Origin of the sequence: Streptomyces corallincola (assembly GCF_019104725.1) — a bacterium.
Lineage (GTDB): Bacteria > Actinomycetota > Actinomycetes > Streptomycetales > Streptomycetaceae > Streptomyces > Streptomyces corallincola.
This window is the reverse complement of record NZ_JAHRXF010000015.1, coordinates 23,982-43,057: the sequence shown is the minus strand read 5'-3', so window position 1 is coordinate 43,057 and position 19,076 is coordinate 23,982. Positions and strand designations below refer to the sequence as shown.

The following is a 19,076-nucleotide window of genomic DNA, read 5'->3' as shown; positions in this document are numbered from 1 at the left end:
GGGGTGTACGCGCCGCGCGTACCGCTGAGTTGGGTTACAACAGGGGTGACGGTCGGTCAGATCGTTTGCAGCTCGGGCCAGACCAGGGTTCCGGCGCCCCAGGCCAGCCCGCCGCCGAACGCGGTGAGCAGCACCCGGTGCCCCGCCGCGAGCCTGCCCTCGGCGGTGGCCTCGGCGAGCAGCAGCGGGATGGAGGCGGCACCGGTGTTCCCGGCCGTCTCGATGTTGCTCAGCCGCCGGTCGGCCGGGATGCCCAGCCGGTCCGAGACGGCGTCCAGGATGCGGGCGTTGGCCTGGTGGGCGGCGAACCGGTCCACCTCGTCCAGCCGCCACCCGGCCCGCCCGGCGGCCTCCAGGGAGGTCGCCGTCATCCGCTCGACCGCGAACCGGTACGTCTCCCGGCCGAGCATGTGGAAGAACTCGTCCCCCGGCGCCGCCGGACGGCCGGAGGACCGCTGCCGGGAGCCGCCGCCGGGGACCTCGATGAGATGGCTCAGCTCGCCGTCGCTGCCGAGGACCAGCGGGCCGACCGCGCCCGGCTCGTCCGGCTCCCCGGCCCGCAGCACCACCGCGCCCGCGCCGTCCGCGAAGATCACGGCGGTGGTGCGGTCGGTCGGGTCGATGATGGTGGTGAAGGCGTCGGCCGCCACCAGCAGCACCCGTTCCGCCACCCCCGACGCGATCAGCCCGGCCGCCGACGCCAGCCCGTACAGGAACCCCGAGCAGACCGCCGCCACGTCGAAGGCGGGCACCTGCCCGAGCCCCAGCCGGGTCGCCACCTGCGGGGCGGTCGCCGGGCACGGCTGGTCGGGCGTGGTAGTGGCCAGCACCACCGCGTCCACCCGCTCGTCGCCCGCCGACTTCAGTGCCCTCAGGCCCGCCTCCACCGCGAGGTCCCCGGTGGAGGTGCCCGGTGAGACCACGTTGCGCCGGGCGATGCCGGTGCGGGTGCGTATCCAGTGGTCGGAGGTGTCCAGCCGCCCGGCCAGGTCGTCGTTGGTCACCACGTTCGGCGGGACGTACGACCCGATGCCGGTGACGACCGCCGCCCGGCCGGTGCTCATGCGCCGCCCTCCGAGGAGAGCACCCCGAGCGGCAGGCCCATGTACGCCATGCGGACCTCGGCCATCTCGTCGGTCCACTGCTCCGCCATGTCGTAGCGCTGCTCGGCGGTGGTGTCCAGCAGCTTGACGCCGGGCCACACCTCGTAGTCGCCGATCAGGTCGGCGTGCGCGTGCATGCCCTGCTGGAACAGCTCCTCGCGGTGGATGACGAACTCCCGGTCCGGGATCTCGTCCCACAGCCGCACGCCCGACCGGAGGATCTCCAGCAGCCGGGGCTCGTACTCGGGGTGGGCGCGGACGTGGTCGCGCAGGATCGTGCTGGCCACGGTGAGATGGCGGATCTCGTCGATGGCGGTGCCGCGCGAGATCTCCCCCGTCGCCGGGGACAGCGGGGTCCACTTGCGCTCGCTCAGTTCGGCGGCCGGGGCGAGGACGCCCTCGATGATGATGGCGAACACCGCCACCCCGCCCGCGAAGTCGCCCTGGTCGCGGACGATGTCCAGGGTGAAGTCCACCACCGGGTCCAGTACGCGTGCCCGGTAGTCGCGGGCCATCGCGTCGATCTCCGCGAGGAGCGTCTTCTGCGGGACGCCCAGGTCCACCAGGTGCTGGCGGAACACCCGTGCGTGCCGGGCCTCGTCGATGAGCTGGGTGGCGTAGAACTCCATCTCCGGGATGCCCGGCGCGCGGGAGACGTAGTGGCCGAGCAGCCGGGTGGCCAGTTCCTCGGCCAGCGCGCGGAAGCCGAACTCCAGCACCAGCGCCTCGCGCAGCGGGCCGGGGTTCTTCAGGAAGTCCGGGGTGAGCGCGTCGGCGTGGTGGCCGGTCGCCCCCCGGTCGCGCAGGGTGCCCTGGGCCACCGAGGTGAACCAGTAGGCGAGGTCGCACTCCTCGGGGCCGAGGGTGAGTTCCTTCGCGCCGTCCAGCAGACCGGGTGCCTTCTCCCAGTCCGCCTCCGGTGCCACGGGTGCGGTCATGATGCGGCGGCCTCCTTCGCCGGGCGCAGGGAACCGGCGTACAGCCCGCCGGTGTAGCTGAACAGCGGCAGACCCCGGTCGGCGGTGGCCCGCACCACGTACCCGAGCAGCAGCTCGCTGTCGCCCGCGGTGTGCGCGGTGTGGAACCGGCACACGTAGTGGGCGAGGGCGCCCGCGATGAGCGGGGCGTGCGCGTATCCGTCGGACGTCCAGGCCAGCCCGTCGAACGCCGCGTTCCCGTCCGGGCGCCCGCTGTGCGCGAACCGCCGTGCCACGTCGGCCTGTTCGGCGCCCAGCACATTGATCGCGTACCGGCCCTCGGCGGCGGCGAGCCGCGCGAACGACGACCCGGCCCGCAGCACCACGCCCACCAGCAGCGGCGAGCGCGAGACGAGGGTGACCGTGCTGGCGGTGGTGCCGTGCATCCGGTCCTCGGGGCCGGTGGTGAGCACCGACACCGGGGAGGCCAGGTGGTAGAGGGCGCGGCGGCGCTCGTCGGGGTCCTGCCGGACCGGGCGCCGGACACCGGTGGCGGTGGTCATCGCACCGCCTCCGGTTCCTTCGCCCGCTCCGCGACCGGGCCGGCCGCCCGCGCGGGCACGTGCCCGACCGGCACCGGGTCCATCACATGGCCCACCGGCTTGGGGTGCTTCAGGCCCAGGTCGTCCAGCAGCCGCAGATAGCCCGGCTGGCGCACCGGCTCGAAGGGCAGCGCGAACGACTTCATGAAGTTCCCGAACAGGCCCCGGTCGCCGAAGAGATGGAACGGCAGCACCAGCAGCGCCCACTCGGGCTTCACCAGCCAGCACCACAGCGCGGCGACCGCGCCCTGGGTGATCAGGCTGTGCATCACGTTGTAGAGGACGTAGTACGCCTTGGGGATCGGCCGCCCGCCGCTTCGCTTGAAGGCGATGGCGCCGGGGATGTAGCCGATCAGGTCGATGTAGAGGAAGAGTCCGATCGCCGGCAGCCAGCGGATGTCACCGAAGTGGTAGACGATCATTCCGGTGGTGACGGCGAGGCCCACCAGGTACTCGGCGCGGTGCAGCGAGTACGTGCGCGGGGTCTCGAAGGGGTTCGCCTGGTCCATGAGTTCAGCTCCGTGCCTCTCCGGGTGCTTCAGGCGCCCGCGACGGCGGGCTCGGTCAGCTCGATGCCGCCCAGGACGCGCACCTCGGGGTAGAGCCCGGTCAGCGCCCAGGCCACCGTCTCCTTGATCACCCGCTCGGCGATCGGGTCGAGGATGCCCTCCAGGCTCGGGATGCCGAAGTCGAAGTCCGCGTCGAAGCGCACCGCGACGTCCGCGCCGTCCTGCCGGAACGACCAGACCCCGGTGAAGGAGTCGAAGTCCCCGTCGGACTGCTCGAACCGGATCTCACCGCTCTCCGGCAGCACCGTGTCGTCCTCGGTCCAGCGCAGCAGGCCGCTGCGGAAGTGCAGCTCCCAGCTGGAGGACGCCTTCGGTTCGGGCCACGCGGCGTGCACGGTGGTCGCGTTGACGTGGGGGGCGAGTTCGGGATAGCGCTCCCAGCGCCGCACGGCGTGCAGGACCTGCTCGGCCTGCTCCGCGGGTACCAGGGCTTCCAGTTCGACGTGCCGCACGATCGGTTACCGCCTTTCCGGCATCTTGGCCGCGCCCCGGACGAGGTCGCGGGTGGCGAGGTCGAAGGAGTTCACGAGGAAGTCCGCGTCCGTGTCGGACAGCACGGCGGGCGGGGTGAACCGCACCACCGAGCTGCCGTTCATCGAGTGGTTGGCGACCACGCCGTGGTTGAACAGTTCGATCAGCAGCTCACCGGCGAGTCCGGCCTCGACCAGCTCCACGCCGATCAGCAGGCCGCGTCCGCGGACGTCCACGACCAGTTCGGGGATGTTGCGCCGCGCGACCTCCGTGATCCGCGGCAGCAGCCGGGCGCCCAGGTCCATCGCACGGGTGACCAGGCGCTCCTCCTTCACCGCGCGGACCGCGCCGCGCACCGCCGCCATCAGCACCGGCTGCCCGGAGAAGGTCGCGGTGTGGACGTAGGGGTCCTTGTCGAAGGGGCGGAACGCCTTGCGGGTGGCGACGGCCGCCGACACCGGCATCACCCCGCCGCCGAGCGCCTTCCCGGTGAGCAGCACGTCCGGCACGACGCCCTCGACGTCCGCGCCCCACCACTCGCCGAGCCGCCCGAACCCGGACTGCACCTCGTCCAGGATGAGGAACCCCTCGTACTCCCGGACCAGTTCCTCGACGCGCTTGAGGTAGCCCTTGGGCGGGATGATCACCCCGCCCTCGCCCTGGACCGGCTCCAGGATCACGCAGGTCTCGCCGGGGTGCGCCCGCAGCTCCTCCTCCAGCGCGTCGGCGTCGCCGAACGGCAGGTGCAGGAAGTCGGGGACCAGCGGGCGGAACGGCGCCTGGTACACGTCCTTCGCGGTCGCGGAGAGCGCGCCCAGCGTCTTGCCGTGGTAGCCGCCGCGCATCGACACGGTCCGCTTGAAGCCGTTCGCGCGGGCCAGCTTCAGCCCGGTCTCCACGGCCTCCGCGCCGGACAGCGCGAAGTGCACCCGGTCCAGACCGGGCGGCATCACGGACACCAGCGCCTCGGCGGCGTACGCCACCGTCGGCTCCAGCAGGATGCGGGTCGCGGTGGGGTGGGTGCGCAGCTGCCGCTCCACCTCCTCCATCACGATGGGGTGGCGGGCGCCCATGATGAACACGCCGTAGCCGCCCGCGTTGAGGAACCGCTCGCCGTCGGCCGTGGTGAGCCACGCGCCCTCGGAGGCGGTCTCCATGTGGCTGCCGAACAGTTCGGCGAGAGTGGCGCGGCCCTTGCTGAGGTGCGCCCGGTACAGACGGAGGACCTCCGCCTCGGCGTCGGCGGCGGCGGGCTCCGCCGGTGCGTCCTGGATGACGGTCACGTGGGACTCCAAGTCGTTTTCGTGGGGGGAGGGTTCAGGCCAGCACGAGCGGTCCGCCCGCGAGGTACGCGAGCAGCGGGTCGGCGGCGGCGGCCCGCGAGGGCGGGTGGAAGGCCAGCGCGCGGGTCGCGGCGGCGGCCTGTGCGGCGGCCGACCCAGAGATGAAGTCCAGCCCGCCGAGCAGTTCCAGCGCGCGGGCGGTGAGGTCCGGCAGCGCCTTCTGCACTGCGTACCGGGCGACCAGCACCCGCGCCACCGACTCCTCGTCGCCCGGCTCGGGACCGGTCGCGCGGGCCACGTTCTCCAGCAGCGCGAGCACCGCCTCCATGTCCACGGCGAGCGCGGCCCGCTCCTCGGCGCTGCCCCGCTTCCGCTCCAGCACCCGTTCCACCAGCGCGGCGGCCGACCCCGCGTACCCGGCGGAGATCAGCATCTCGAACCAGACGAACCCGGCGGACTGGAGGTCGTCCAGCCGGGTCGGGTCGTCCGCACCGGCCCGCACGACCATCCCGGCGGGCACGAACACGTCCGCCAGGCGGACCTCGTCGCTCTCGGCCGCGGCCAGCAGCTCGTTGCCCCAGAACGGGTGCACGCTCATGCCGGGCGCGTCCGCCGGGACCAGCGCCAGCGCCAGTTCCGGTTCGCCGCCGTCCTCGCCGTGGATCGCTATGGACGCGGTGAGCAGGTTCATCGAACCGGACAGGCTGCACGGCTTCTTCGACCCGGAGAGCAGGAACCCGCCCTCCACCGGCCGCGCGGTGACGGCGGGCTTCAGGATGTTCTGCGCGGTACGGCCCTCGGCCCAGCCGGACGCCATCACCTGCTGCTCGGGGACGATCCGGTGCAGCAGATCCGTCTGCTCGGCGGTGAGCCGTCCGGCCTTGACCGCCAGCGCGTACAGCATGGCGGCGGTGAAGTGGTGCATGGAGACCGCCGCGACCAGCGACGGCGACAGCGCGCCGAGCGCGAGCTGCACCCGCAGCGCCTCCAGCGGGGCGGCGCCGTTGCCGCCGTAGGACTCGGGGATGAGCAGGCCGACCCCGCCGTGGATGCGGAACAGGTCGATCACCGGCCCGCCGGGCCGCTCCCGCTCGGCGTACGGGATCTGCTCCAGCTCCTTGAGCAGACCGGGGTGGAACCGCTCGCAGACGGCACGGGCAGCATCGAGGGAACGCAACGGAGACCTCCGGGACTTCGAGAGGGGCGGGCGGGCCGGGAGTGCGGGCGCCGGACCGGTCAGGCGCCGAACACCGCGTCGTACGGGCTGACGTCGCGGGCGATGCTGACCCCCTGCACGTGGGAGGTCTTGAGCATCGGGTAGTTGGCCTCGCCGAACGCGCCGCCGGTGCGGCCGGTGCCGCCGTGGCTCGGCAGATACGGCAGGAAGCCGATGTGGGAGTCGTTGACCTTCAGCAGACCGCCGTTGACGACCCGGCGCACGAAGGTCTCGATGATGTGGTCCGAGCGCGACCACAGCGAGTTGCGCAGCCCGTAGTCGTTGCTGTTCACGAACTGCAGGAACGATTCGAGCAGGGCGTCGTCGTTGTCCCGTTCGGGCACCACGATCGGCACCAGCGGGAAGAACGTCTCCTCGCGGACCACGTCGTAGGTACGGGCCCGGTCCAGGCCGTCCACCCGGACCACCGTCGGCTGGAGGAACACCCCGGTCTCGGAGACCGTGCCGTCCACCTCCATGCGGTTGCCTCCGGTGACCAGCTCGGCGCCGTTGTCCAGCGCCTGCCGCAGCAGCCGGAAGAAGCGCTCACTGCGCCGGACCGGCGACAGCAGCACGTCCTCCTCCTCGGGCAGGCCCGGCCGGATGCCCTTGACCTGCTCCTTGACCTCCGCGATCAGCGCGTCCGCCAACTCCGGGTGCACCAGTACGTAGTTGGGCACCATGCAGATCTGGCCGGAGCCGTAGAACGCCTCGGTGATCGCCTCGGCCGCCCAGGTCACGTCGGCGTCCTTCCAGACCACGATGCCGTCGTTCCCGGCGAGTTCGAGGATCGGCTTCTTGCCGTGCGCCACGCAGCTCTGCTCGAAGCGCAGACCCTCCTGGCTGCCGCCGATGTAGAAGATGTCGTCGATCAGCGGGTCCGCGATCCAGCGGTCCATCGTCTGCTTGGGGTTGGAGCACACGGCGTTGAGGACCCCGGCGGGTGCGTCGATCTCCTCCAGCAGCGGGGCGACGATCTCCCGCAGCAGCCACATCGTGGACAGCGCGATGCTGCGCGGGGCGCGCACCACCACCGCGTTGCCCGCCATCAGCGCCAGCACGGACAGCGCCGCCGACGGCAGGGGCGCGTTCTGCGGCGGGTTGAAGGCCACCACCCCGTCCGGCTGGCGGTGCAGGATCAGCTTGCGGCCGTTGTACTCCTTCTCCACCCGCATCTGCTTCGCGTACCAGCGGAGGGAGCCGGGGGAGTAGATCTGCAGCAGGCAGCTCAGCTCCCAGCGGGCCAGCTTCACCGGGTGGGACTCCGCTACCAGCATGCGGAGGAACTCGTCCTGGTGCTTGATCAGTTCCTCGCGGAACCGGGTGCCCAGTTCCATCCGCCGCTCCAGCGGCACGGCCGCCCAGTCGGGGGCCGCGGCGGCGGCGGCCTGCGAGGCCAGGTCGATGGCGGAGTCGTCCGCGATGGCGCAACGCCCCACCACGTAGGGGTGCTTGGCCGCCTCCGACTCCGGGTCCTGCTCCAGCGAGCGCTTCAGGCTCACACTGGTGAACACGTCTTCCAGCAGGGACCGCCCGCTGACGGTGTAGACCCACCCGTCACCTGCGACGTCCTTGCCCGCGATGTAGAGGTCGTAGCTCTTGAATGCGGAAGGTGCCTCGGCACCGTCCTCCTGCGCGGCTTCGAGAAGCATCGTCAGCCTTTCGGGTGTGGCGTGTGGATTTCTTGAAGCAGTTGGAGCGTGGCAGCGGAATCTGACCCGGCGCTGACACCCGACTGACCGCGTCCGGCACCCCGCACCACACCCGCCCCACCCCCGGTACCACCCCTGCCGGGCCGCCGGTTTCCGGCCGTCGGCCGCATGGAACCGGCCGTCAGCGGTGCGTCAGCCGGCGCTGCTTGCATGACCGCATGCCACCTGTGGACAGCACCCTGAAACGGCTGCGCGAGCTGCCGCGCGGCGAACGCGCCGAGGAGATCGAGGCCCTCGTCCTGGCCCGCTTCCAGACCGTCCTGCTCATCGACGACGCCGACGACATCCCGCTCGACGTCAGCTACTTCGACCTCGGCCTCACCTCGCTGCGGCTGACCGAGATACGGCAGGGCCTGGAACAGCTCCTGGACCTGTCGATCAACGTGAACGTCCTCTTCAACGAGCCGACGATCGCGCACCTCGTGGACCACTTGACCCAGGCCGTCCAGGAAGCTTGAGGAGCCCCGCCATGCCGCTCTCCCACTCGGAACAGCCCCCCGAGCCGGTCGCCATCGTCGGAATCGGACTGCGGTTCCCCGGCGGAAGCGGCTCGCCCGACGAGTTCGACGCCTTCCTCGCGGAGGGACGCAGCGGGATCGGACCCATCCCGCGCGACCGCTGGGACGTGGACGCCTTCACCCCCGAAGGCCCCGACGACAAGGGCAAGATCATCGCCTCGGGTGGCGGGTTCCTCGACCGCATCGACCTGTTCGACGCCGGATTCTTCAACATCTCGCCCAAGGAAGCCCGTTACATGGACCCCCAGCAGCGGCTGCTGCTGGAGACCGCCTGGCAGGCCCTGGAGCACGCCGGTATCGACCCGGCCCCGCTGCGGCGCGGCAACGGCGGCGTCTACATCGGCGCCAGCTCCATCGACTACGCCCTGGAGCTGGACGCGCTGCCCTACGAGGAGCTGGACGGCCATCTGGCCTCCGGCATCACCATGTTCCCGCTCTCCGGGCGGCTGTCGTACTTCCTCGGCTGGCGCGGCCCGAGCATGAGCGTGGACACCGCCTGCTCGTCGTCCCTGGTTGCGCTGCACCTCGCCGTGCAGGCGCTGCGCGGCGGCGAGACCGACCTCGCGCTGTGCGGCGGCGTCAACGCCCTGCACCACCCGCGCATCCCGGTCATGTTCTCCAACGCCCAGATGCTCGCCCCGGACGGCCACTGCAAGACCTTCGACGAGGCCGCCGACGGCTACGCGCGCGCCGAGGGCTGCGGCGTCGTCGTCCTCAAACGGCTCTCCGACGCCGAACGCGACGGCGACCGCGTCCTCGCCCTGGTGCGCGGCACCGCCGTCGGCCAGGACGGCGACAGCGCCGGACTCACCGTGCCCAACGGGCCCGCGCAGGAGAAGGTCATCCGCAGCGCCCTGGCCGCCGCGCACCTCGGCCCCGAGGACATCAGCTACGTCGAGGCGCACGGCACCGGCACCCCGCTGGGCGACCCCATCGAGTTCGGCGCCATCGGGGACGTGTTCGTGGACACCCGCACCAAGGACGACCCGGTGCTCGTGGGCTCGGTCAAGACCAACCTCGGGCACATGGAGCCCGCCTCCGGCATCGTCGGCGTCATCAAGACCGTGCTCCAGCTCCGCGCGGAGACCGTCTATCCGCACGTCGGCCTGAAGAACCCCTCCGGGCGCATCCCCTGGGACCTCTACCCGCTGCGGGTGCCGACCGAGCCCGAGCCGTGGAAGGCGGAGGTGCGGCGCGCGGTCGTCAACAGCTTCGGCTTCGCCGGGACCATCGGCGCGGTCGTCCTCGAACAGGCACCCCGGACCCCGGCGGCGCCCACCGACGACGCCGCGGACACCGGCATCGGCGCGCACACCGAGAAGGGCGCCGCCCCGCTGTTCACCCTCTCCGCGAAGAACGCCGCAGCCCTCGCCGAACTCGCCACCTCCTACCGGGCGTTGCTCGACGAGCACCCCGAGCTGACCGTCGAGGCCGTCGCCCACAGCGCCAACACCACCCGCACCCACCACCCGTACCGCGTCGCCGCCCCGGTCGCGGACCGGGCCGCGCTCGCCCGGCTGCTCGACCGGGCCGCGGGCGCCGAGCACGAGGGCCCGTCCGGTATCCGCAAGACCGCGTTCATGTTCACCGGCCAGGGCTCCCAGTACGCCGGAATGGGCGCCGCGCTCTACGCCGAACTCCCCGTGTTCCGGGACCGGGTGGACGCCTGCGACGAACTGTTCGCCCCGCACCTGGGCCGCTCGGTGCGCGAGCTGCTGCTCGGCACCGCCGACGACCCCGGAGCCATCGACCGCACCGAGTTCACCCAGCCCGCCCTGTTCACCCTGGAGTACGCGCTCGCCCAGCAGTGGCTGGCCTGGGGCGTACGCCCCAACGTGCTCATCGGGCACAGCATCGGCGAGGTCGTCGCCGCCGCCGTCGCGGGCCTGTTCGACCTCCCCGACGCCGTCACCCTGGTCGCCGCCCGCGCCCGGCTGATGCAGGCGGTCCGCGCCGAGGGCGGCATGGCCGCCGTCGCCGCGCCCGTCGAGGAGGTCGCCCCGCTGCTGGAGGGCCGCGCCGACCTCGCCGTCGCCGGGATCAACGCCCCCGACCAGACCGTGGTGTCCGGCGCCACCGCCGCCCTGGACGAGGTCGTGGGCATCCTCACCGAACGCGGGGTGCGGGTGGACCGGCTCACGGTCTCGCACGCCTTCCACTCCCCGCTGATGGCCGAGGTGTACGACGCGTTCCGGGCCGCCCTCGACGGCATCACCTTCCGCGAGCCGACGATCGGCCTGGTCTCCAACGTCACCGGTCGCCTCGCCCGCTTCCGGGAGATCGGCACCCCCGACTACTGGGTGCGGCACATCGGGGAGCCCGTCCGCTTCCTCGACGGCATCCGCGCCGTCGCCCGGCGCGGCCGTCACGCGCTGATCGAGATCGGCCCGCAGGCCGGACTCACCGCGCTCGCCCGGCGCGGCGTCACCGTCGAGGACCACCTGTGGCTGGCCAGCCTGCGCCGCCGCGACACCACCACGGCCACCACCCTCACCGCCCTCGCGGACTACTACGCCGCCGGGCTCCCCGTCTCCTGGACCGGCTACCACGCCGGCCGCCCCGTCCCCGCCCGCGTGGACCTGCCCACCTACGCCTTCCAGCGCAAGCGGTACTGGCTGCCCACCGCCACCCCGCGCCGCACCGCCGCGAACGGCGCCGCCCGCCACCCGCTGCTCGGCGCCGAGGAGCGATTTGCCAGCGGGGTAAGGGAGTTCACCGCGGAGTTCACCCCCGAGGAACTGGGCGCGCTCGCCGACCTCACCGAGGGCGGCCGTACCGTCCTGCCCGCCGGTGCCTTCGTGGACCTGCTGTTCGCCCTCCAGGACGCGGTGCGCGGCCACACCCGTTCCGCCGTACGGGACCTGGAGCTGCACGCCCCGCTGGAGCTTGCCCCCGAGACGGTGACCGTGCTGACCAGCCGCTGGCGTCCCCGTCCCGACGGCGGCGCCGAGGTCCAGGTGTTCACGGTCGTCGGCGGCGAGGAGAACATCCACGCCACCGCCCGCGTCGCCTCCGACGGTGAACCGGCGGTACCCGCACCGGAGTTGCTCGAACTGGATGCCCAACTCCCGTCCGGCGAGCAGCACATCGACGACCGGGACATCTACACCGACCTCGCCTCCGTGGGCCGCCCGCAGGGCGACCGGATGCGGCTGCTGCGCGGCGTCGCCCGGCACGACGGCGGCCTCGTCACCGGCGAGCTGACCGGCCGGGACGCCTCCGCCGTCGAGCACGTGCCCGCCGACCTGCTGGAGGCCGCCGCCCAGGCCCTGGTCGTCCTCGACCCCGAGGGCCCGGTGTTCGTCCCCCGCGCCGTCGCGTCCGTACGGCACTTCCGCAAGCCGCGCGGCGAGCGGCTGCGCGTCCTCGCCCGGGTGCGCGAGGAACAGGACCGGCGCCTCGCGGACGTGCTGCTGCTGGAGAACGGCGACCCGGTCGCCGAACTCCTCGGGGTGCGCCTGACCCGCCCCGACAACCGCACCGGGCGCCGCCGCTTCCTGCACCGGCCCGAGTGGGTCCGCCGCGCCCTGCCCGCCACCGGGAACCCCGGCCCGGCCCGGCACGTCGTCCTGCTGGACCGCACCCCGGCCCGCGCCGCCGCACTCGCGGGCGAGCCGGGCCTGAAGGTCACCTGGCTCGCCGACCCCGCCGGACTGAAGGACGCCCTGGCCGACCCGACCGTCACCGATGTGTGCCGGATCTGGCGGACCGGCACCGACCCCATGTCCGTGGACCGGCTGCGTGCCGAGTGCGAGCAGAACTACCGCGAAATCCTTGCCGTGGTCGGCGCGTTGGACGCCGCCGGGCTGTCCGTGCCGCCCCGGCTGTGGCTGGTCACCCAGGGCGCGCAGGCGCTGCCCGGCGACCCGGCGGGCGACGGCGGGCATCTCGCCGCCGCCACCCTGTGGGGCTTCGGCCGGGTGCTGCTCACCGAGTACCCGCAGATCCGGGCCACGCTGCTCGACCTCGCGCCGGGCAGCGAGCTGACCCCGCTGCCCGACGAGTGGCGCACCGCACCGGCCGGGGAGTTCCAGATCGCCCACCGGCCCGGCCGCCGCTATGTGCGACGACTGCTCGCCGGGGACGAACCGCTGCCCTGGACCGGCGAGTTCGAGCTGCGCGCCGCCGAGTCCGGCGACCTGTCCGACCTGGCCCTCGCCCCCGCCGAGACCCACGCCCCCGGTACCGGCGAGGTCCGGGTCCGGGTCCGGCTCGTCGGACTCACCGCCGAGGACGCGCGGGAGGCACTGGACACCTCACGCGCCGAGCGGGCGGAGTCGGAGCGGGCGGAGTCCGCGGAGTCGGCCGGGGCGGACTCGGCGGCACCGGCATCGGCAGGGGTTGGATCGCCGGGGCGGCCCGCCGCCTCCGGCGCCCCCGAACGGGAGCCGTACGCCCCCGACGGCACCGCCCCCCGCGGGTCCGCCGACGACGAACTCCCGCCCCTCCTCGGCCGCAGCGCCCACGGCACGGTCCTCACCGCCGCCCCCGGCACCGGGTTCGCCCCCGGCGACGAGGTCCTGGTCCGGCACGACGGCACGTTCCGCTCCACACTCACCGTCCCGGCCGCCTCCGTAGTGCACGCTCCGCTGCCCGAACCGGGCGACGGCGCACGGCACTTCGCGCTGGACGAGACCGGCGAGGCGCTGCGCACCACACTGACCGGGCCCGCCGTACCCGCCTGGGTGGCACTGCCCGACGACCCCGCCGCCGCCCGCCCGGCCCCGGCCGACCGGACCCCGGACCGGCTCCGCCCCGACCGCACCTACCTCGTCACCGGCGGTCTCGGCGGTCTCGGCCTGGCCACCGCCCGCAAGCTGGCCGGGCTCGGCGCCCGCCACCTCACCCTGGTCAGCCGGAGCGGCAGGCCCGCACCCGAGGCCGCCGACCTGCTCACGGAACTCTCCACCACCACGGAGACCGACATCGTCCGCGCCGACCTCGGCAGCCCCGAGGACGTGGCCCGGCTCGTCCGGCACCTCCAGGACGGCCCGCGTCCGCTCGGCGGCATCGTGCACGCGGCGGGCGGCTCGTACGAGGACCGGCTGATCTCCGAGCTGACCTGGGAGGACATCGAGGGCCAGCTCGCGGCCAAGGCGTACGGCGGCTGGCTGCTCCACGAGGCCACCGAACACGCCTTCCCCGACCTGGAGTTCTTCGTCGTCTACTCCTCCGTCTCCTCGGTGCTCGGCGGCTTCGTCGCCCAGGGGCACTACGCGGCGGGCAACGCCGCGCTCGACGGCCTCGCCGACTGGCGGGCCCGCCGGGGTCTGCCCGGACTCGCCCTGAACTGGAGCTCCTGGTCGCGGGTCGGCATGTCCGCCCGGATGGACGACGTACTGATCGGGGAACTGGAACGCGGCGGCGTCCACCTGTTCTCGCCCACCCGCGCGCTGAACACCCTGGCCGCCCTCTGGGACCGGTCCGGCGGGCAGCGCGTCGTCGGTGACTTCGACTGGGACCGCTACATGGCCGGACGGGTCACCGGGGACCTCTTCCTCGACCGACTCGCCCGGCAGGCACCCGAGGACGACGGCGGGCTCGACCTCGCCGCGCTCACCGCGCTGCCGCCCGCGGAACGGGCCGCCGCCGTCACCGCCGTGGTCCGTGACCGGGTCGCCGCCGTGCTCCACCTGGAGGAGGGCGACGAACTCGACCCGCATACCGAGTTCGTGTCGCTGGGCCTGGACTCGCTCATGGCCCAGCAGGTCAAGTCCGGTCTGGAGCAGGCGTTCCGGCTGCCCCTCCCGGCCTCGCTCACCCACGACCACCCGACGGTACGACGGCTCGCCGGTTTCCTCGGCGAACGGCTGGGCCCCTGCTGACGGATCGCCGGGGGCGAGGACACCCCCGCCGTGACCCCTGCCGTGCACCCCGCCGTGACCGCCCGCCCGATGGACCGGAGGACACTCCTCATGACCGACACCGCAACCCGCCGGGAGCGCTGGACGCTCCACCACTCCGCCCGCGCCCACGCGGGCGCCCGCCCCGACCACCCCGCGATCGTCTGCGAGGGCCGCGTCACCACGTACGACAAACTGCACCGGGACAGCAACCGCGCCGCGCACGCCCTGCGCGCCACCGGGGTCGGGCGCGGCGACCGGGTCGCCTACCTGGGCCGGGAGTCCGCGAACTACTACCTCGTGATGATCGCCTGCGCCAAGGCGGGCGCGGTGCTGGTGCCGGTCAACTGGCGGCTCACACCGGGCGAGGTGGACCACATCCTGCGCGACTCCGGCGCCGCGCTGATCTTCGTGGACGACGAGTTCTGGGACACCGTCGCCACCGTACGGCACCAACTGCGCGGTCTACGGCGGGTGATCAGGGTGGACGGCACCGACGCCGACGGCGAACCGCAGCGCGGTGCCGGACTGCCCGCCTGGGCCGCCGACCAGCCGGAGACCGACCTCACCCCCGGCACCGGCCCCGACGACGCGGTGATCCAGATCTACACCAGCGGTACGACGGGGCTGCCCAAGGGCGCCGTCCTCGCCCACCGCAGCTTCTTCACGCTGCCGCACGCCGGGCGGGAGCGGGGCGTGGAGTGGATCGACTGGCTGCCCGAGGACGTGGGCCTGATCTCCCTGCCGGGGTTCGGGGTGGCGGGCATCGGCTGGTTCCTGCACACGTTCAACGCGGGCGGAACCAACGTGGTCATGCCGCAGTTCGACCCCCAGGAGGCGGTCCGGCTGATCCGCGAACACCGGGTCACCACCACCTTCGCCGCCCCCGCGATGCTCCAGGCGATGGCCGCCGAACGCGGCGCCACCCCCGAGGCGTTCGCCTCCCTGCGCAAGATCGCCTACGGCGCGGCGCCCATGTCCGAGACGCTGCTCAAGCAGTGCCTGGAGACCTTCCGCTGCGCGTTCGCGCAGATCTACGCCAGCACCGAGACCGGCAGCGTCGCCGTCTGCCTGCCGCCCGAGGCGCACCACACCGGCTCCACCCGGCTCACCTCGGTCGGTCTGCCCTGCCCCGGAAACGAGGTCAAGGTGGTCGGCCCGGACGGCGCGACCCTGCCGTCCGGCGCCATCGGCCAGATCTGCGTACGCACCCCGGCCCGGATGCTCGGCTACTGGAACCTGCCCGACGCCACCGCCCGCACCCTGGTGGGGGAGTGGCTGCACATGGGCGACGCCGGTTACCTCGACGAGGACGGCTATCTGCACCTGTGCGACCGGATAAACGACACCATCATCGTCGCCGGGCAGAACATCTACCCGGCCGAGGTGGAGAAGGCGCTCGCCGCGCACCCCGCCGTCGCCGACGTGGCCGTCGTCGGACTCCCGGACGACCGCTGGGGCGAGAGCGTCCACGCCGCCGTCGTCCTGCGGCCCGGCACCTCCGCCACCCCGCGCGAACTCCTGCTCTCCCTGCGCGGCCGGATCGCGGACTACAAGATCCCCGGCGCCTACCACGTGGTCGAGGCGCTGCCCCGCAACCCCTCCGGCAAGATCCTCCGGCGCGCGGTACGGGAGCGGCTGGCCGCTCCCAACTCCGTGAAGGCGGGCATTGCCTGACAGCGCGTCAGGCCAGGTCGGGGCGGGGCGCGCCGGATCAACGCGGCGCGTCAGCTCCACCCAGCGGCTCAGATCCACCCGGCACCTCAGATCCACACATCACGTCCGATCCGAACGGCACGTCGGATCAGAACGAGAGGAAGCACATGCCCTCCACCTCCGCCGCCGGCGGCGAGCCCGGAGCGCGCGGCACCGCCCGCCCGGCCGCGACCGACCCGCGGCCGGCGACGGACCCGCACCCGCTGCGCATCGGTGTCCTGCTGCCCACCCGCGAGCAGGCCATCAACGGCACCTACGCCGCCGCCCCGCTGCTCGACTTCGCCCGCAGCGCCGAAACGCTCGGCTTCGACTCGCTGTGGGCCGGTGACTCCCTCACCGCCCGCCCCCGCCTCGACCCGCTGGTGGTCCTCTCGGCCGCCGCCGCCGCCACCGAGCGCATCCAGGTCGGCACCGCCGCCCTCACCCCGGCCCTGCGCCACCCGCTGATCGGCGCCAACATGGCCGCCAGCCTCAGCCACGTCGCCGCCGGACGGCTCATCCTCGGGCTCGGCTCCGGCTTCCCGATGCCCGAGACCGAGGAGGAGTTCGCCTCCGTCGGCGCCGCCTTCCAGGGCCGGGTGGGCCGCCTGGACGAGATCACCGCGCTGTGGCGCACCGCCTGGGCCTCCGGCGAGGAGGGCGAACCCGCGGATTTCCAGGGCCGGTTCTGGCAGGCCGACCACCTCGACCGGCTGCCCGCCCCCGCCGTGCCCGGCGGCCCCCCGCTCTGGCTCGCCGGGAGCGACACCCCGAAGGTCCTCGCCCGCGCCGCCACCCGCTACGACGGCTGGCTGCCCTTCCTGCCCGACGTCGAGGCGTACGGCCGCGCCCGCCGCCGGATCGCCGAACTCGCCGAGGAGGCCGGACGCGGCGCGCACGCGGTGACACCCGCGCTGTACGCCACGGTCACCGTCAACGCCGACGAGGGCGCGGCCCGTGCCGAGCTGGAGCACTACATCGCGCACTACTACGGCCGCTCCCTGGACCAGATGCGCACCATCCAGGCGTACGCCTGGGGCAGCGCCGAGAAGTGCGCCGAATGGCTCGGCGGGTACGTACGAGCCGGAGCCCGGCACCTGGTGATCCGGGTCGGATCGCTCGATCCGGAGCCGCAGTTGAAGGAGATCGCCGAGGTGCTGCTGCCCGCCGTGCGCGCCCTCGCCCCGACCACCGTGGGGAGCACCCAGCCGTGACCAGTGCCATCGCCTCCATCGGCCAGGACATGTCCCGCGCGGGACAGTGGTTCCACCCCGCCGACCCCTCGCCCGACGCCTCCGTCCGCCTCTTCCTGCTGCCCCACGCGGGCAGCGGCGCCATCATCTACCGCGACTGGGAACGGCTCCTCCCGCCGGACATCGCCCCGCAGGCCGTCACCCTGCCCGGTCGGCACAACCGCCGGGACGAGGAGACGTACGAGGAGTTCTGGCCGCTGCTCGACGCCCTGCACGAGGCCGTCCTCGACGACCTGGACGACCGCCCGTTCGCGCTGTTCGGGCACTGCCTCGGCGCGCAGCTCGCGTTCCGGCTCGCGATCCGCATGGAGGAGGACGGCGGGCCCAGCCCGGTCATGGTAGGCGCGTCCGGCTGGTCCCCCGAGGGCTTCTTCAAGCCCACCGAGGAACAGAGCAGAATGCCGCAGACCGAGATGGTCGAGTGGATCAAGAAGCTGGGCTCCTTCCCCGCCGAGATCTACGACAACCCCGAGATGCTGGCCCTCGTCGTCCCCGCGCTCCGCGCCGACCTGCGCGTCGCCGCCGACTACGACGACGACGGCGCCTCCGTCGCCTGCCCGCTCGCCACCTACGGCGGGCGTTCCGACCCGCTCCAGGAACACGCCGACGCGATGACCCATTGGTCCGACCGCACCCCGTCCTACTTCGGGCACACCGAGTACCCCGGCGGCCACTTCTACATCGACACGCACGCCCAGTCGGTCACCGCCCACTTCGCCCACCGGCTCCAGCGGGCCGTGGCCCGGAGAGGGGGAGAGGCATGAGACTCACCTCCGACGTGTTCGTCGCGGCGGCCGGGTCCTGGCTGCCCGAGGCCCGGCCGGTGGCGGACGCCGTCGCGGCCGGACTGGTCGGCCCGGCGAACAGCGCGCTCGGCTACGAGTCCGTCGCCGTCTCCGAGGACGCCTCCGGCCCGGAGATGGCGGTGCGCGCCGGACGGCTCGCCCTCGCGCGCGGCGGCATCGACCCGGCCGAGGTCGGCCTGGTCATGCACTCCTTCTGCGGCTACCAGGGGCACGAGATGTGGCCCGTCGCCGCGTACGTCGCCCATGAGACGGTCGGTACGGCGGCGGTCGGCTTCGAGGTGCAGCAGCGCTGCGCGGCCGGACTCGGCTCGCTGTACCTCGCGGCCGGGCAGATCAGCGCCGGGTTCACCTCCGCGGCCCTGCTGACTAGCGGCGACCGGTTCGCCGAGCCGTGGGTGGACCGGTGGAACCTCCAGGACAACTTCATCTTCGCGGACGGCGGCGGCGCCCTGCTGGTCTCCGGCCGCCGGGGCTTCGCCCGCGTGGTCGCGGTCCGCGCGGCGGCGGACAACTCCCTGGAGCGCTGGAACCGGGGCCTGGAGTCCTTCGGCACCGCCCCCGGCCGCGAACTCCCGCTCCGGCTGCGGGAACGGGGCATGCAGCACGCGGTGACGCCCGAGGCGGCCGGGTCCTGGGAGCGGTACGAGCACGCGCTCGGCGAGATCACGGCCGGTGTCCTCGCGGACGCCGGTGCCACCACCGAGGACATCGCCCGCGTCGTCGTCCCCCACATCCACCGGGGTCAGTCGCCCGAGAACTACGAGCTCCTCGGCTTCACCGAGAAGCAGAGCACCTGGGACCTCGGCCGCCGCATCGGCCACGTCGGCGTCGCCGACCAGTTCATCGGCCTCGAACACCTTCTCCTCCAGGGTGAGTTGGCCTCCGGTGACCTCGTCCTCCTGCTCGCCGCGGGCGAGGGCTTCAGCTTCGCCGCGGCAGTCCTCCAGATCCTGGAACCCCCCGCCTGGGAGTGATCCCCGGCCGGTCGCGCGCATCCTCGCGTTCCCGGAGGCCTGCCGGGCAGCCTCCGCGGCGCTGTGCGTTCGCACACCCGGGCAGCCCCCGAACATCAGCTCACTCGCCGTGTC

Annotated in this window: 14 protein-coding genes; 6 read left to right on the top strand and 8 right to left on the bottom strand. The window is 73.3% G+C overall.

Features of this window, described 5'->3' with window-relative positions:
- Positions 1-56: 56 nt before the first annotated feature.
- Genes KUM39_RS12675 through KUM39_RS12640 form a run of 8 tightly spaced genes read right to left on the bottom strand, consistent with a single transcriptional unit; the run spans position 57 to position 7,813 of the window.
- Positions 57-1,064, bottom strand: a complete 1,008-nt coding sequence (locus KUM39_RS12675; protein WP_217785677.1) for a beta-ketoacyl-ACP synthase III — start codon at positions 1,062-1,064, stop codon at positions 57-59.
- Positions 1,061-2,041: a ferritin family protein gene (locus KUM39_RS12670; protein WP_217785676.1), complete on the bottom strand. Its 981-nt coding sequence runs from the start codon at positions 2,039-2,041 to the stop codon at positions 1,061-1,063. The genes KUM39_RS12675 and KUM39_RS12670 overlap by 4 nt, the downstream gene beginning before the upstream one ends.
- The gene (locus KUM39_RS12665; protein ID WP_217785675.1) at positions 2,038-2,583 is read right to left on the bottom strand and encodes a flavin reductase family protein; all 546 of its coding nucleotides are present in this window, start codon (positions 2,581-2,583) and stop codon (positions 2,038-2,040) included. Before KUM39_RS12665 ends, KUM39_RS12670 begins: the two co-directional genes overlap by 4 nt.
- Positions 2,580-3,131, bottom strand: coding sequence for a hypothetical protein (locus KUM39_RS12660; protein WP_217785674.1), 552 nt, complete (start codon positions 3,129-3,131; stop codon positions 2,580-2,582). Before KUM39_RS12660 ends, KUM39_RS12665 begins: the two co-directional genes overlap by 4 nt.
- A 29-nt stretch (positions 3,132-3,160) precedes the next feature.
- A complete protein-coding gene (locus tag KUM39_RS12655; protein WP_217785673.1) occupies positions 3,161-3,643 on the bottom strand; it encodes a type II toxin-antitoxin system RatA family toxin in 483 nt (160 codons plus the stop codon).
- 6 nt (positions 3,644-3,649) lie between these two features.
- Positions 3,650-4,945 (bottom strand): aspartate aminotransferase family protein, encoded by a 1,296-nt coding sequence (locus tag KUM39_RS12650; RefSeq protein ID WP_217785672.1) that lies wholly within the window; start codon positions 4,943-4,945, stop codon positions 3,650-3,652.
- A 34-nt stretch (positions 4,946-4,979) separates the two neighbouring features.
- Entirely contained in the window at positions 4,980-6,122 is a 1,143-nt protein-coding gene (locus KUM39_RS12645; protein WP_217785671.1) for an acyl-CoA dehydrogenase family protein, read from the bottom strand.
- A 59-nt stretch (positions 6,123-6,181) separates the two neighbouring features.
- A complete protein-coding gene (locus KUM39_RS12640) occupies positions 6,182-7,813 on the bottom strand; it encodes an aldehyde dehydrogenase family protein (protein WP_217785670.1) in 1,632 nt (543 codons plus the stop codon).
- Positions 7,814-8,031: 218 nt separating this feature from the next.
- On the opposite strand from KUM39_RS12640, the gene KUM39_RS12635 reads away from it, so the two are divergent.
- The 6 genes from KUM39_RS12635 (at position 8,032) to KUM39_RS12610 (ending at position 18,962) form a co-directional block, all read left to right on the top strand.
- Positions 8,032-8,331, top strand: a complete 300-nt coding sequence (locus KUM39_RS12635; RefSeq protein WP_217785669.1) for an acyl carrier protein — start codon at positions 8,032-8,034, stop codon at positions 8,329-8,331.
- 11 nt (positions 8,332-8,342) lie between these two features.
- Positions 8,343-14,216, top strand: a complete 5,874-nt coding sequence (locus KUM39_RS12630) for a type I polyketide synthase (protein ID WP_217785668.1) — start codon at positions 8,343-8,345, stop codon at positions 14,214-14,216.
- 90 nt (positions 14,217-14,306) lie between these two features.
- Positions 14,307-15,911 carry a fatty acid--CoA ligase gene (locus KUM39_RS12625; protein ID WP_217785667.1) on the top strand — a complete coding sequence of 535 codons (1,605 nt, stop codon included), beginning with the start codon at positions 14,307-14,309 and terminating at the stop codon, positions 15,909-15,911.
- Between the two features lie 146 nt (positions 15,912-16,057).
- On the top strand, positions 16,058-17,143 hold the full coding sequence (locus KUM39_RS12620; protein WP_217785666.1) for an LLM class flavin-dependent oxidoreductase: 1,086 nt from the start codon (positions 16,058-16,060) through the stop codon (positions 17,141-17,143).
- A gap of 29 nt (positions 17,144-17,172) precedes the next feature.
- Entirely contained in the window at positions 17,173-17,946 is a 774-nt protein-coding gene (locus KUM39_RS12615) for a thioesterase II family protein (RefSeq protein ID WP_217785735.1), read from the top strand.
- Entirely contained in the window at positions 17,943-18,962 is a 1,020-nt protein-coding gene (locus KUM39_RS12610) for a ketoacyl-ACP synthase III family protein (protein ID WP_217785665.1), read from the top strand. The genes KUM39_RS12615 and KUM39_RS12610 overlap by 4 nt, the downstream gene beginning before the upstream one ends.
- The last annotated feature ends 114 nt before the right edge of the window (positions 18,963-19,076 follow it).

Excerpts from the sequence above, each read along its gene's own strand:
- KUM39_RS12670 (WP_217785676.1), bottom strand. The coding sequence starts at position 2,041 with ATGACCGCACCCGTGGCACCGGAGGCGGACTGGGAGAAGGCACCCGGT.
- KUM39_RS12635 (WP_217785669.1), top strand. The coding sequence starts at position 8,032 with ATGCCACCTGTGGACAGCACCCTGAAACGGCTGCGCGAGCTGCCGCGC.
- KUM39_RS12630 (WP_217785668.1), top strand. The coding sequence starts at position 8,343 with ATGCCGCTCTCCCACTCGGAACAGCCCCCCGAGCCGGTCGCCATCGTC.
- KUM39_RS12610 (WP_217785665.1), top strand. The coding sequence starts at position 17,943 with ATGAGACTCACCTCCGACGTGTTCGTCGCGGCGGCCGGGTCCTGGCTG.
- KUM39_RS12640 (WP_217785670.1), bottom strand. The coding sequence starts at position 7,813 with ATGCTTCTCGAAGCCGCGCAGGAGGACGGTGCCGAGGCACCTTCCGCA.
- KUM39_RS12665 (WP_217785675.1), bottom strand. The coding sequence starts at position 2,583 with ATGACCACCGCCACCGGTGTCCGGCGCCCGGTCCGGCAGGACCCCGAC.
- KUM39_RS12660 (WP_217785674.1), bottom strand. The coding sequence starts at position 3,131 with ATGGACCAGGCGAACCCCTTCGAGACCCCGCGCACGTACTCGCTGCAC.
- KUM39_RS12625 (WP_217785667.1), top strand. The coding sequence starts at position 14,307 with ATGACCGACACCGCAACCCGCCGGGAGCGCTGGACGCTCCACCACTCC.
- KUM39_RS12615 (WP_217785735.1), top strand. The coding sequence starts at position 17,173 with ATGTCCCGCGCGGGACAGTGGTTCCACCCCGCCGACCCCTCGCCCGAC.
- KUM39_RS12620 (WP_217785666.1), top strand. The coding sequence starts at position 16,058 with ATGCCCTCCACCTCCGCCGCCGGCGGCGAGCCCGGAGCGCGCGGCACC.
- KUM39_RS12675 (WP_217785677.1), bottom strand. The coding sequence starts at position 1,064 with ATGAGCACCGGCCGGGCGGCGGTCGTCACCGGCATCGGGTCGTACGTC.